Origin of the sequence: Staphylococcus caprae (genome assembly GCF_003966625.1) — a bacterium.
Lineage (GTDB): Bacteria > Bacillota > Bacilli > Staphylococcales > Staphylococcaceae > Staphylococcus > Staphylococcus caprae.
The window spans coordinates 2,328,901-2,343,504 of record NZ_AP018587.1 but is presented as its reverse complement, the minus strand read 5'-3'; the positions used below and the strand labels follow the sequence as shown (position 1 = coordinate 2,343,504).

Genomic DNA, 14,604 nt, shown 5'->3' with positions numbered 1-14,604 from the left:
GTTAAACATTATATATTGAAAAATTCATTAAAGTCTTCTGTATTTAAAATATGGCCTACATAGAAACTACCGAATTCGCCATAACGTGCAGTTGTTTCATCGAAGCGCATTTCGTATACGATTTTCTTGAATTGTAATACATCATCAGAGAAAAGTGTTACGCCCCATTCAAAATCATCGAAACCAACAGATCCAGTTATGAATTGTTTGATTTTACCAGCGTATTTACGACCAATCATACCATGGTTATACATTAATTTTTTACGGTCTTCGATAGGTAACATATACCAGTTATATGTTTCATTACGGCGTTTATCCATTGGATAGAAACAAATATATTCTGAATGTGGAAGTTCAGGATATAATCTTGCTTTTACGTGTGGATTTTCATACGGGTCTTCGTCAGATTTGCCTGCTAAATAATTACTTAATTCAATCACTGAAACATATGAATACGTAGGGATTAAATAATCGGCAATACGCAATTTATTGAATTCATTTTCAATGGTATTTAAATCTTTCATTTCAGGGCGTAAAAACCATAATAATAAATCTGCTTTTTGTCCTGTAATATTATAAATTGCATGATCGCCAGTATGTGAATCTCTAGCGCTCGTTTTATCTTCAACGAATGATTTCAATTCAGAAATCATAGATTCTCGTTCTTCTTCTGGAACTAAACGGAAAGTTGTCCAATCCATTGCATAAAATAAATGCAAACTATACCAACCGTCTAAAGTTTCAGCTGCTTCACTCATATTTATCGCTCCTTATATCTAAATTCTTAGCCAATTCAAATTAAATTTTATCATAAAAAAACAACGAACTCCTAAGTAAATGATTACAATTAGGTGAAATGGAATTCTACTACAAAATGACGTATAATCTGAGATGTAAACGTTATTATGAATGTGAATTGAGGAGGACATTATGGCTGATTTATTAAATGTTTTACAAGACAAGCTATCTGGAAAAAATGTAAAAATTGTATTACCTGAAGGTGAAGATGAAAGAATTTTAACGGCAGCAACACAATTACAGGAAAGAGATTATGTTTCACCGATTGTCTTAGGTAATGTGGACAAAATTAAATCTTTAGCAGAAGAAAAATCTCTTGATATAGCTAATATTGAAATGATCGATCCTTCTTCAAGTGATTTAAAACCTGAACTTGTAGATGCGTTTGTTGAACGCAGAAAAGGAAAAGCGACTAAAGAACAAGCAGAGGAGTTACTGGAAAATGTGAATTACTTCGGTACAATGCTTGTTTACACTGGCAAAGCAGCTGGATTAGTAAGTGGTGCTGCGCATTCAACTGGTGACACAGTGCGTCCAGCTTTACAAATTATCAAAACAAAACCGGGCGTGTCCAAAACTTCTGGTATTTTCTTCATGATTAAAGGTGATGAACAATATATCTTTGGTGATTGTGCGATTAATCCTGAACTAGATGCGCAAGGACTAGCAGAAATTGCAGTTGAAAGTGCTAAGTCTGCACAAAGTTTTGGAATGGAACCTAAAGTAGCGATGTTAAGTTTCTCTACGAAAGGCTCAGCAAAATCTGATGACGTAACTAAAGTTCAAGATGCATTGAAATTAGCACAAGAAAAAGTTGAAGCTGACAACATTGAGAATGTTGTTATTGATGGAGAGTTTCAATTTGATGCAGCCATCTTACCAAGTGTTGCTGAAAAGAAAGCACCCGGTGCAAAAATCCAAGGCGATGCCAATGTGTTTATCTTCCCTAGTTTAGAAGCGGGTAACATTGGTTATAAAATTGCGCAACGTTTAGGTGGTTATGACGCTGTGGGACCTGTACTTCAAGGTTTAAACTCACCAGTTAATGATTTATCTCGTGGTTGCTCAATAGAAGATGTGTATAACTTATCTATTATTACTGCAGCTCAATCACTACAATAATGGACTTATCAAGTAAATATTTTAATCAAATCGACTGGCGTTATGTAGACCATTCGAGTGGTCTAGAGCCAATGCAATCTTTTGCATTTGATGATACGTTCTCAGAGAGTGTAGGTAAAGATTTATCGTGTAACGTTGTGCGTACTTGGATTCACCAACATACCGTTATTTTAGGTATACATGACTCCCGTTTACCGTTCTTAAGCGATGGAATCCGTTACCTTACTAATGAAGCAGGCTACAATGCGATTGTGCGAAATTCAGGCGGACTTGGCGTCGTATTAGATCAAGGTGTGCTGAATATTTCGCTTATATTCAAAGGACAAACTGAAGCGACGATAGACGAGGCATTCACTGTCATGTACCTTCTTATCTGCAAAATGTTTGAAGATGAAGATGTAGAGATATCTACTCATGAAATAGAGCGTTCCTATTGTCCCGGCAAGTTTGACCTAAGCATTGATGGTAAGAAATTCGCCGGTATATCCCAAAGACGCGTTCGTGGTGGCATTGCGGTACAAATTTACTTATGTGTTGAAGGTTCAGGCTCTGACCGTGCTAGCATGATGCGAGAATTTTATCAACATGCGCTGAAAGGTGAAACGACCAAGTTTCATTTTCCTAATATTGATCCTTCATGCATGGCTTCACTCGAAACACTTTTAAATAGAGAAATTAAAGTTCAGGATGTCATGTTCTTACTTTTATACGCTCTAAAAGATTTAGGTGCTCGTCTGAATATGGATCCTGTCACTGATGATGAATGGCAACGCTATGAAGGATATTTTGAGAAAATGATCGAACGTAATGCGAAGATGCATCAAAAATTAGACTTATAAAGTAAGAGCATATGTATCAATAAATAGATGAGTAAGTTAAATAGCGAGGTTGGGATATATTGATTATCTCAACCTCTTTTAACATATTTGAAGTATGTGTTTGAATTAAATGCGAATATATCAATCTTCTTTCAAGCCAAACCAAGGTGGGGGCCATGCCACAGAAAACAATTTTGCTAAATTATATTTCTATGCCACTTCTGACTTTCTTTTTTATCTCAATTCAAATCAAACATACTGAAAAAGTAACTAAATTAAAATATAATAAACAGCTTTGTATATATTCTCACCACATTTTGTAGTATTATAGTTGAGGTGGAAAATTTTAGAAAACTTTAGTAAAAAATTATTAAATGTTTACATATTTGAAGTTAAAGGTAAATATAATTCATGATTTTGATAACTCTCTAGGAGAGTTTTATAATATTAAAGTGTTGTGATGTATTTGAAAAAGAGTTATTATACTCTTTTGTAGTGAAAAATTTCTTTTTACGATATATTACATGTTAAAACAGTAGCGATAATACCTTAATTTTCGCTAAAATAGTCATTTAAGTGACGTTTAAAACAGTCGAAAAACGATGTATTTAACATTTTCAAAAATATAATTAATAACGCAGTGTCGATGAATCAATTTAACAAAAAGTATAGAGAAGGTATATAAAAGGTGAGAAAACATGACTAGACAAGGATACGGGGAGTCTACCGGAAAGATTATTCTAATTGGTGAACACGCAGTAACATTTGGTCAACCAGCCATCGCTATCCCATTTAATGCCGGTAAAATTAAAATATTAATCGAAAGCATGGAAGAAGGGAATTACTCTTCTATTACAAGTGATGTATATGACGGTATGTTATATGATGCGCCTGAACATCTAAAGTCTATTGTTAATCGCTTTATAGAGAGAAGTGGGGTGAAAGAACCACTTTCAGTGAAAATTCAAACGAACTTACCACCTTCAAGAGGATTAGGTTCTAGTGCAGCAGTCGCTGTAGCTTTTGTTAGAGCGAGCTATGATTTTATGGGCATACCTTTAGATGATGAAACATTGATTAAAGAAGCGAACTGGGCTGAACGAATAGCGCATGGTAAACCAAGTGGTATTGATACACAAACGATTGTTTCTAACAAACCTGTCTGGTTCAAACAAGGTCATGTAGAAACCCTTAAATCACTGCAACTTGGCGGTTACATGGTCGTTATAGACACTGGCGTAAAGGGTTCTACTAAGCAAGCCGTAGAAGACGTTCATATTTTATGTGAGAATCCTGAATATATGACTTATGTTGAACATATCGGTAAACTTGTACATGAAGCGAGTGATTCAATTGAGAAGCATGACTTTAATCATCTTGCGGACATCTTTAATCAATGCCAAGAAGATTTAAAACAACTCACAGTAAGTCATGATAAAATTGAAAGATTATTGAATATAGGTAAAGAACATGGTGCCATTGCTGGTAAATTAACTGGCGGAGGACGTGGTGGTAGCATGCTTCTTCTTGCGCATGATTTACAAACTGCGAAGAACATTGTAGCAGCAGTTGAAAAAGCAGGCGCAGCACATACGTGGATTGAACATTTAGGAGGGTAAATCATTGGTGAAAAGTGGCAAAGCACGTGCGCACACAAATATTGCGTTAATTAAATATTGGGGCAAAGCTGATGAAGCATATATCATTCCGATGAATAATAGTTTATCTATCACGCTCGATCGCTTTTATACTGAAACGAAAGTCACTTTCGATAGTAGCTTAACTGAAGATAAACTTATTCTAAACGGAGAAAAAGTGGACGATAAAGAAACGGCTAAAATCCAAAAATATATGGATATTGTCAGAGAAGTTGCAGATACAGAGTTATATGCGGTTATTGAAAGCGAAAACTTTGTTCCTACTTCAGCAGGGTTAGCTTCTTCAGCCAGTGCGTATGCTGCGTTAGCTGCGGCTTGTAACGAAGCCCTTCACTTAGGTTTATCAGATAAAGATTTATCAAGGTTAGCACGTCGAGGTTCAGGTTCTGCTTCTAGAAGTATCTTTGGTGGCTTTGCTGAATGGGAAAAAGGTCATGATGATGCTACATCTTTCGCACATCCAATTGACGCACAACATTGGGAAGACGAACTTTCAATGATTTTCGTAGTTATCAATAATAAGTCTAAAAAAGTGTCAAGTCGTTCTGGGATGTCTTTAACACGTGATACATCTCGTTTCTATCAGTACTGGCTTGATCATGTAGACCAAGATTTAGCTGATGCAAAAGAAGCAATACATCATAAAGATTTTAAACATCTTGGAGAAGTTATTGAAGCAAATGGTTTAAGAATGCATGCGACGAATTTAGGCGCACAACCACCATTTACATACATGGTTCAAGAAAGTTACGACGCTATGGCCATTGTGCATCAGTGTCGTGAAGCAGGCTTACCTTGTTACTTTACGATGGATGCAGGTCCAAATGTTAAAGTTCTTGTTGAAAAGAAAAACAAGCAAGCTGTTATTGACCAATTTTTAAAAGCGTTTGATGAAAAGCAAATTATTGCAAGTGATATAATCAGTACTGGCGTAGAAATTATTATGTAAGGAAGAGATAGGATGATACAGGTCAAAGCACCCGGAAAACTTTATATTGCAGGTGAATATGCTGTAACAGAACCAGGCTACAAATCTGTTCTTATTGCAGTCGACAGATTTGTTACGGCAGCAATAGAAGCCTCTAATGAAGTTGAGGGCAGTATTTATTCTAAAACATTGCATTATGAGCCTGTTAAATTTGATCGTAATGAAGATAGGATAGAGATTTCAGATGTTCAAGCTGCAAAACAATTAAAATATGTCGTTACTGCGATTGAAGTCTTTGAACAGTACGCGCGGAGTTGTAATACTAAGCTTAAGCATTTCCATTTAACCATCGATAGTAATTTAGCAGACGCTTCAGGTCAGAAGTATGGTTTAGGCTCAAGTGCTGCAGTACTTGTATCAGTAGTCAAAGCATTGAATGAATTTTACGAGATGCAACTTTCAAATTTATATATCTATAAATTAGCAGTTATCGCTAATATGAAATTGCAAAGCTTAAGTTCTTGTGGTGACATAGCAGTGAGTGTCTACAGTGGATGGCTTGCGTATAGTACATTTGATCATGAATGGGTTAAACAACAGATGGAAGAGACTTCTGTGAATGAAGTTTTGGAAAAGAACTGGCCAGGTCTTCACATTGAACCATTACAAGCACCTGAAAATATGGAAGTTTTGATAGGGTGGACAGGTTCTCCAGCTTCTTCACCACATTTAGTGAGTGAAGTAAAGCGATTAAAATCTGATCCAAGCTTCTACGGAGAATTTCTTGATCAATCACACATGTGTGTAGAAAGTTTAATACAAGCGTTCAAAACGAATAACATCAAAGGCGTGCAGAAGATGATACGCCAAAACCGACTTGTGATTCAATCAATGGATGTTGAAGCGACAGTGAATATCGAAACAGATAAGTTGAAACAATTATGTGAAATTGGTGAGAAACACGGCGGTGCGTCTAAAACATCAGGCGCTGGTGGTGGCGACTGTGGTATCACGATTATTAATAACGTCATTGATAAGCAATTAATTTATGATGAATGGATTGCGAACGGTATTAAACCATTAGAATTTAAGATTTATCACGGTCAGTAACGTCAAGAGGCTGGGACATAATTAATTGTCTCAGCTTTCTTTAACATATTGGCAGTAGATGTCTGAATTAAAAGTGCACTTATATCAAGCTTCTTTCAATCCTAGCCATCCTTGCCGGCGGGGCCCCAACACAGAGAATTTCTTTTTAAGAAATTCTACAAACAATGAAAGTTGGGAGAGGGACGACGAAAATAATTTTGCTGAATTATATTTCTGTTCCACTCCCTTTTTCTATGGATAATTATTTGGTTTAAATCAACTTGAAATTTATGATAAAAAGAGTAAAATAGTTAGAGTTATATTTAAACGTTAAGGTCATTAGAAATGATTTAATGAGAAAGGTGGGTAGCAAGATGCAGAATAAATTTCTGATTTGCGATGAATGTCAGGCAGTAAATATCAAAACGTTGAAGAAAAAATTGGAAAAATTAGATCCTGAAGCTGAAATTGAAATTGGCTGTCAGTCTTATTGTGGTCCGGGAAGACGTAAGACCTTTGCATTCGTAAACAATCGCCCACTTGCTGCGTTGACTGAAGACGAGTTAATGGAAAAGGTTACAAAACAATTGAAAAAGCCACGCGATCCTGAAGAAGAGGAGCGTTTAAGAAAGCGTAATGAAGAACGTAAACGCCGTAAAGAAGAGCAAGACCGAAAACTTAAAGAGAAACTAGAAAAACGTAAAACAGCTAAATAGTCGTATATGAAAGCACTGAGATGGTTCTAAATCATATCATCCTCGTGCTTTATAAGAGGTTGAGATATAAATCCTAAAAACAATAGCAGTAAGTTGATTTCTAATCGAAATCTTCTTACTGCTACTTTTATATTCAATACTTCGTATTGTATGGCTTCGCGTTCCTAGGGTGCTGTCTCAGCCTTGGTCTTTAAAGCAATTCTTTGATTTCAATCATTAGAATTGCTTACTTAAGTGCTAAGCACTTAAGTTCATTTTTAAAAGAATCAGGAGTCTCGCCATAAATACTACGTATCTACATGTAATTTTACATCGATTTACTTTTAAAAAGTAAGGCATTTCCGTATAATTTAATAATCACTTCTATGTTTATCTATAAACATATGTCTTTTTCATTATTAATTTTTATAATTTAAATAAATCGTTGAAGGATTCGGCCATGGTAGGGTGTGTATAAATATTATCTCTCAGTACTGTATAAGGAATATGTTGATCTATCGCAAGTTTGATTATGTTAATCAATTCTTCTGATTTCTTGCCATACAAGCTTGCACCTAGTATTTCATTATTGTCTTGATTTATCACGACTTTGAATACGCCTCTCGGGTCATTATTGATCTTATGACGTGGGATTGTATTTACGTAGATTTTATTTTCCAGGAAATTAAAACCTTGTGCCTTAGCTTCAATGGCAGTTAGACCAACTCTTGAAAGTGGAGGATCAATAAACACTGTATAAGGAATGAGACCTCGGTTCTCCGTTGTTCTAGTTCCATTTCCAAAGAATTGAGATTGAAGAATTCTAAAGTCATCGAGCGAAATATATGTGAATTGAAGACCACCTTTGACATCTCCAGCTGCGTAAATGTGTTCTACTGTAGTTTGAAGTTTGTCATTAACGACAATTTCACCATGTTGACCGATATTGATATCAGTATTCTCAAGTCCTAAACCATCTGTATTTGGTTTACGCCCCGTCGCTAATAATGCCGCATCTGACTTAAAGTCACCTTGATTTGTGTGAACAATCGTCGCATCTCCCTCATTTGAAAATGCTGTCGTCTCTACATTTGTATAAACTGAAATTCCTTTATTGCGTAAGTCTTGAATTGCAAGTTCAGCAACTTCGCGGTCTTCACGTGGCATCATTACATTTCCATATTCTAATACTGTCACGTTCGAGCCTAAATTACTAAACATTGAAGCGAACTCAAGTGCAATATAACCGCCACCTACAATGACTAATTCTTGTGGTTGGAAGTCAATATTTAATAAACCCGTTGAATCGTAAATATTTTTAGTAGTATCTATACCTTTAATATTTGGAATATTTGCTTGTGCGCCAGTATTAATGACAATTTTGTCTCCAGTGAGTCTATTTTTTACATTTCCTGCTTCATCCAATAACGCAATTTCATTATTAGAAATAAATTTAGCTTTATAATCTAATATATCGATATTTTCAATTGATGCTAAGTTGTTATAATTCTTGTTATTTAGCGCTGACACTACTTCATTTTTTCTTGAAAATGCCTCACCAAAAGATGCGCCTTCAATACCATCATGCACTAACGTCTTCGAAGGTATACAGCCAATATTTATGCATGTTCCGCCATACATTTTTGCTGATTGTTCTATGAGTGCGACGTGTTGTCCTTGGCCTGCTGCATACGCTGCTAAAGTTTTACCTGCTTTTCCAAATCCAATGATGATAAGGTCATAAGTTGTCATGATTTGTTTACCTCCTGCAAAATGTCGTTTAAGACATCTTGAATCGTTTTGTTACGATAAAAATTTAAGATAAGTTGAATTTCTTCATCGTAGTAGTCTGACATTGTGTGAGCAATATGTTTAGAAATATCGCAATGACTAGATGTATCTCCGGTATAAATTCTATGTTTACTTTCTTTATTTAAGACAAATTGTTGATACAGTGTTGCCAGATTGACTGAAGCTGTATGTTGATTCGATTGGTATCCGCCACCTTTTCCTCGCATAGTGGTGATGTAATGCTGATCACTTAAGACTGAAACAACGCGTCTTAGTTGTACAGGGTTAAGACATGTGAGTTCAGCCAGTTCCTTACTATTGAATTTTTCATCTTTGTGCTTTGTGAGGAAGGTTAACACATGTATCGCAATGTTGAATTCTAAATTCATATCTACTCACCTTAATGTAACTTATTTAGTTACATTAAAGCGTAGATTTAATACTTAGTCAATTTTTAAGTCTCCGTCACAAATTTTTCGTGATTTTATAAACTAAACCCCCACCTTAATGGTGGGGTGAATTTAAAATCCTTTTCTTTTTATCTGTCTATACACAAAAACACCAAAAACTATAACATTAATAAATTGAAGTACCCTTAAAGTGAAAGAAGATAATGGTAATACAAACATACCTAAAATAAAATTTAGAACAGCTAATATTATCACAATTGCTAGAAGTATTTGCTGTGATTTAGGCATATTATGTTCTTTGTCATTGTTACTCATAAAAATCATCCTTATTTATTATGAAACTATTAAAACAAAAGTTTGAGTCTTATTTTATATTTTACTAGCTATTTTAACTTGACCTTCCGAATACAGAACCACTTCTTCTTATGCTTACAATAACTTAAAATAAAAGTTATAAAAAGGCGTTTTACAAAAATATAAAATTTTTAAAATTAATAATAGGTATTAAGAATAAGGTCATCTGAATATAATGTCTATATGGAAGTATGCACATTTTCTATTTATAAATGTTCCACCATACATTTTCAGTTATTCTTCGATGAGGGCGACTTATTATTCTTAGCCTGCTGCAAATGTAACTAAAGTTTTAAAGTAAGTTGAAGCTCTCAATTTAAATTGAAATGTTAGAATGGCGAAACATATATCAATCTTTACATTTTAGTCACAAACTTTTCGTGATTTTATATACTTTAAGTAGGGTAAATATGATTTGTAAGTTCATTTTTGAAAATGAAATAAAAAACAGTAATGATAATGAAGGAGATGACTTCAATGGCTAATAAAGTACAATTAGGTAAATCAGATGTTAAAGTCTTCCCAATTGCACTTGGTACTAATGCAGTAGGTGGACATAATTTATATCCAAATTTAGATGAAGAACAAGGCAAAGAGGTTGTACGTAAAGCAATTGATAATGGTATAACGTTACTTGATACAGCATATATTTATGGACCGGAACGTTCTGAAGAACTTGTTGGACAAGTTGTACAAGAATATCCTCGCGAGCAAGTTCAAATTGCGACTAAAGGATCACATGTCATCAAAGATAACGATGAAGTTGTACAGAATAATGATCCTGAATATTTAAAACAGCAAGTTGAGAATAGTTTGAAACGTCTCCAAGTAGATTATATTGATTTATATTATATTCATTTTCCTGATGAAGAGACGCCAAAAGATAAAGCTGTTGCAGCGTTAAAAGAACTCAAAGATGAAGGTAAAATTAAAGCCATCGGTGTATCTAATTTCTCATTAGAACAATTGAAAGAAGCCAATAAAGATGGGTATGTTGATGTCGTACAATTAGAATATAATTTATTGCATCGAGAAAATGAAGAAGTGATGGCATATGCAGCGGAAAATAACATTACATTTGTGCCATATTTCCCATTAGCTTCAGGAATTCTTGCAGGTAAATATGATGAAGACCAAACATTTAATGATCATCGTGCTACACGTCGTGACTTCCAACCTGAGGTGTTTAAAGATAATGTGCGTCGCGTGAAAGAGTTAACTGATATTGCTGAAGCGCACAACACATCCATTGCGAATGTCGTACTAGCATTCTACTTAACACGTCCATCACTAGACGTTGTAATTCCAGGTGCCAAACGTGCTGAACAAGTTGTAGAGAATATCGATGCTGCAAATATTGAATTAACACAAGAAGAAATTGATAAGATTGATCAATTATTCCCAATTGAAAAGTAATTTTTAAGAAATTCTCTATGTTGGGGCCCCGCCGGCAAGGATGGCTAGGATTAAAAGAAGCTTGATATAAGCGCACTTTTAATTCAGACATCTACTGCCAATATGTTAAAGAAAGCTGAGACGATTAATTATGTCCCAGCTTCTTTTTTGGTTTTAAAGATGCCTATTAAGAATGTTATATTAAATGAAAAAATAAAATAAATAATTATATGAATTATGGTGATTTAAAGTGAAACTTTCTAAATTAATAATTTTAGGTTTGCTTTCTCTTATACCAATTGAATATGTTATGGCTACAACGATTTATCAAACGCGTACTTCATGGATTTGTATTTTACTCATTATCTATCCTGTTGGCTTAGGTTGGTATCTTAAAACAATAAGTTACTTTCTTTATACGTTGATTGTTAAAATAATGGGTGTTTCATTTTCAGTACTGTGTACACATTTATTTATGGACGTTATGGCCACAGCAGAAGCATTTAAAATGTTTGATGCGCCTTTATTAGCAATTATTTTAGGCGTGGTTAATGTAGTTGTAATGATAATTACTTTTTTAATTCACTTTACGATTTTGAATAGAGATGAATAATGAAACGATGGATGCGATGTGTGAAACTAGAACATAGGTGAAAAATTACGCCCCCCCTTTTTGATATTTTAAAATTTTCAACATAAAAATTGAAGTAGTCTTCAAAATAACGGGTATGAAAAGTACTATAAATACATAACTATGAATACCTTTAAATTGCGGAGGAAATTAATAATGATTACAGTGTTGTTTGGTGGTAGTCGTCCTGATGGGAATACGGCAGAATTAACTCAATATGCTTTGGAAGGTTTAGATTATAACTGGGTAGATGTAACTCAATATCAATTAAATCCTGTACGTGATGTGAGACATGAAAATTACTTTATTGAATCTTATGAGGATGATTATAAACAACTGATCGATTTAGTTTTAGAAAGTGATACAGTGATATTCGCATCGCCAGTTTATTGGTACAGTATTTCAGCTTCTTTAAAGGCGTTTATTGATCATTGGTCTGAGACAATGCAAGATAAAGACTATCGGGATTTTAAATCTGTAATGGCTAAAAAGGATTTTCGATTAATTCTAGTCGGCGGTGATTGTCCTAAAGTCAAAGCTAAGCCATGTATTACTCAGATGAAATATAGTGTAGAGTTTTTAGGTGGCGAATTGAAAGGTTATATTATTGGAACTGCTGAAAAGCCAGGAGATATCAAGAAAGATACATATGCTTTAGAACGCGCAAAAGAATGGAACAAAGAACTAGGTCAATAAGCTTATTACAATTCAACGGAAGAAACATTTTGAATTTTGATGTTATCTTTCGTTGTTTTTTATTTTTTGAGAGTTAGTAGTTTCGATTAATTCTATTTATCGAAAATTAATTATTTAATAGGGCTTGGTTATTAATAGTTTTAAAATAATTTTTGTATAGGGTTTTTAAATGTTTGAATTGAATTAAGTTAACATAAATGTGATATAATGCCTTTATTAATAGCTTGTAATAGTTAGGGGAGAAAGTAACATGTATAGAGTGAGACAGGCAACTGAGAATGATGTTGTAGCTATTAGAGATGTTGCTACGAAAGCTTGGTATAATACGTATTTAAATATTTACGCAGCTTCTACAGTCAATGAATTATTAGCTGCTTCATATAATGAAACACATTTAAAAAAGAGATTAACAGAACAATTATTCTTAGTAGCAGAAGAAGATGAAGAAATTATAGGTTTTGCTAACTTTATCTATGGCGAGGAATTGTACTTAGCTGCGCACTATGTCAGACCAGAATCTCAACATAAAGGTTATGGTACAAGCTTGCTAACAGAAGGTTTAAACCAATTTAAAGGTCAATACGATACGGTTTATTTAGAAGTTGATAATAAAAATAATCATGGTATTGATTATTATAAAGAAAATGGCTTTGAAATCGTTCGTTCATATCAACCAGAAATGTACGGCGAAACAATGGACTTAGCATTAATGAAGAAATCATTTTAAGCAGATAATAGTTGCACACTGAGTAAAGCGACGCAACACTGAAGAAGTCCATTATACGAATAATATGTGAGTGAAATCGAGATTTTCTTAACTATCTACAATAGACAATTGTCTATGAAATAAAGATCACTGTGAATTTCAATTCAAGTGTTCCTAAGGAGGGGAAATATGGCTCTATCATCATATGCAACAAGTAAATTAGCTGAGGAAAAGGTATTCAAAGATCCAATTCACCGATACATACATGTCAATGATCAACTCATTTGGGATTTGATAAAAACAAAAGAATTTCAACGATTAAGACGTATTAAACAATTAGGAACGCTATATTTATCATTCCATACTGCAGAACATAGTCGTTTCGGACATTCACTAGGTGTGTATGAAATTGTTCGACGTATGATTGATGAATCATTTATAGGTCGAGATGCTTGGGATAATAATGATCGCCCACTCGCTTTATGTGCAGCCTTACTACATGATTTGGGTCATGGTCCTTTCTCCCACAGTTTTGAAAAGATATTTAATACTGACCATGAAGCATTTACTCAGGCAATTATTACTGAGGACACGGAAGTCAATGAAGTGCTTAGTCGTGTTTCTGAAACATTCCCACAAGAAGTTGCGGATGTTATCAATAAAACACACGATAACAAGTTAATCATATCTATGATATCTTCTCAAATTGATGCTGATCGAATGGATTATTTACAACGTGATGCGTATTTCACAGGTGTGACGTATGGTTCATTTGATATGGAACGTATTTTAAGGTTAATGCGTCCTTCAAAAGATGAAGTATTAATTAAGGAAAGTGGCATGCATGCAGTTGAAAATTTCATTATGAGTCGTTACCAAATGTATTGGCAAATTTACTTCCATCCAGTAAGTCGCGGAGGGGAAGTGTTATTAAATAATTGCCTTAAACGTGCCAAGCAACTCTATAATGAAGGGTATCAATTTAAAATGTACCCTCAAGATTTTGTACCTTTCTTTGAAGGTACGATGACCATAGAACAATACGTTGAACTAGATGAAGCGGTTGTCTTATATTACTTGAAGAAATGGATAAATGAAGAAGATGCGATTCTAAGTGATTTATCACATCGTTTTATTAATCGAGATTTATTTAAATACATTCCATTCGATGGTTCAATTATTACTATTTCAGAATTACAAGAATTATTTGAAGCGGGTGGCATTAATCCTGACTATTACTTTGTAAGTGAGGCATTTTCAGATTTACCTTACGATTATGATCGTCCTGGATCTAATCGTAAACCGATTCATTTGTTACGAAGTAATGGATCTATCACAGAAATAAGTCATCAATCTATGGTAATTAATAGTATTACTGGTATTAATCGTGAAGACCATAAATTATATTATCCTAAAGAACTGATACTTAATATAGACAATCTCGAAATTAAAGGTGCTATTATCAATTTATTAAATGAATTGAATTAAAGGTTTGCGCTTGTCGCCTCTCTTA

The 14,604-nt window shown here is 34.1% G+C and carries 15 protein-coding genes; 11 read left to right on the top strand and 4 right to left on the bottom strand.

Annotated features, from left to right (window positions below; genetic code table 11):
• Positions 1–8: 8 nt before the first annotated feature.
• Positions 9–758, bottom strand: coding sequence for a hydrogen peroxide-dependent heme synthase (hemQ, locus tag JMUB898_RS11320; protein WP_002441192.1), 750 nt, complete (start codon positions 756–758; stop codon positions 9–11).
• Between the two features lie 172 nt (positions 759–930).
• Between hemQ and pta the strand changes: the two genes are divergently transcribed.
• The 6 genes from pta to JMUB898_RS11290 all read left to right on the top strand — a co-directional run bounded on the left by pta (position 931) and on the right by JMUB898_RS11290 (position 7,129).
• Positions 931–1,920, top strand: coding sequence for a phosphate acetyltransferase (pta, locus tag JMUB898_RS11315; protein WP_002441194.1), 990 nt, complete (start codon positions 931–933; stop codon positions 1,918–1,920).
• The gene (locus tag JMUB898_RS11310; protein WP_002441196.1) at positions 1,920–2,759 is read left to right on the top strand and encodes a lipoate--protein ligase family protein; all 840 of its coding nucleotides are present in this window, start codon (positions 1,920–1,922) and stop codon (positions 2,757–2,759) included. Before pta ends, JMUB898_RS11310 begins: the two co-directional genes overlap by 1 nt.
• A gap of 677 nt (positions 2,760–3,436) precedes the next feature.
• Positions 3,437–4,357 carry a mevalonate kinase gene (gene mvk, locus JMUB898_RS11305; RefSeq protein ID WP_002441198.1) on the top strand — a complete coding sequence of 307 codons (921 nt, stop codon included), beginning with the start codon at positions 3,437–3,439 and terminating at the stop codon, positions 4,355–4,357.
• A 4-nt stretch (positions 4,358–4,361) separates the two neighbouring features.
• Positions 4,362–5,345, top strand: coding sequence for a diphosphomevalonate decarboxylase (gene mvaD / locus JMUB898_RS11300; RefSeq protein WP_037541135.1), 984 nt, complete (start codon positions 4,362–4,364; stop codon positions 5,343–5,345).
• A gap of 12 nt (positions 5,346–5,357) precedes the next feature.
• Entirely contained in the window at positions 5,358–6,434 is a 1,077-nt protein-coding gene (locus JMUB898_RS11295) for a phosphomevalonate kinase (protein WP_002441202.1), read from the top strand.
• 353 nt (positions 6,435–6,787) lie between these two features.
• Entirely contained in the window at positions 6,788–7,129 is a 342-nt protein-coding gene (locus JMUB898_RS11290; RefSeq protein WP_037541136.1) for a YuzB family protein, read from the top strand.
• Positions 7,130–7,534: 405 nt separating this feature from the next.
• Here the strand turns inward: JMUB898_RS11290 and merA are convergent, their stop codons facing one another.
• The 3 genes from merA to JMUB898_RS11275 form a co-directional block, all read right to left on the bottom strand.
• Positions 7,535–8,860 (bottom strand): hypothiocyanous acid reductase MerA, encoded by a 1,326-nt coding sequence (gene merA, locus JMUB898_RS11285; RefSeq protein ID WP_049401960.1) that lies wholly within the window; start codon positions 8,858–8,860, stop codon positions 7,535–7,537.
• Positions 8,857–9,288 (bottom strand): redox-sensitive transcriptional regulator HypR, encoded by a 432-nt coding sequence (hypR, locus tag JMUB898_RS11280; RefSeq protein ID WP_126502006.1) that lies wholly within the window; start codon positions 9,286–9,288, stop codon positions 8,857–8,859. Before hypR ends, merA begins: the two co-directional genes overlap by 4 nt.
• Before the next feature lie 132 nt (positions 9,289–9,420).
• On the bottom strand, positions 9,421–9,624 hold the full coding sequence (locus JMUB898_RS11275) for a hypothetical protein (RefSeq protein WP_037541138.1): 204 nt from the start codon (positions 9,622–9,624) through the stop codon (positions 9,421–9,423).
• Between the two features lie 516 nt (positions 9,625–10,140).
• On the opposite strand from JMUB898_RS11275, the gene JMUB898_RS11270 reads away from it, so the two are divergent.
• From JMUB898_RS11270 to JMUB898_RS11250, 5 genes are all read left to right on the top strand, one after another.
• Positions 10,141–11,079 carry an aldo/keto reductase gene (locus JMUB898_RS11270; RefSeq protein WP_037541139.1) on the top strand — a complete coding sequence of 313 codons (939 nt, stop codon included), beginning with the start codon at positions 10,141–10,143 and terminating at the stop codon, positions 11,077–11,079.
• 229 nt (positions 11,080–11,308) lie between these two features.
• On the top strand, positions 11,309–11,671 hold the full coding sequence (locus tag JMUB898_RS11265) for a hypothetical protein (RefSeq protein ID WP_002441216.1): 363 nt from the start codon (positions 11,309–11,311) through the stop codon (positions 11,669–11,671).
• 174 nt (positions 11,672–11,845) lie between these two features.
• On the top strand, positions 11,846–12,385 hold the full coding sequence (locus JMUB898_RS11260) for a flavodoxin family protein (protein WP_002441218.1): 540 nt from the start codon (positions 11,846–11,848) through the stop codon (positions 12,383–12,385).
• 250 nt (positions 12,386–12,635) lie between these two features.
• Positions 12,636–13,112: a GNAT family N-acetyltransferase gene (locus tag JMUB898_RS11255; protein ID WP_002441220.1), complete on the top strand. Its 477-nt coding sequence runs from the start codon at positions 12,636–12,638 to the stop codon at positions 13,110–13,112.
• A gap of 168 nt (positions 13,113–13,280) precedes the next feature.
• Positions 13,281–14,579 carry an HD domain-containing protein gene (locus JMUB898_RS11250; protein ID WP_002441222.1) on the top strand — a complete coding sequence of 433 codons (1,299 nt, stop codon included), beginning with the start codon at positions 13,281–13,283 and terminating at the stop codon, positions 14,577–14,579.
• Positions 14,580–14,604: the final 25 nt, after the last annotated feature.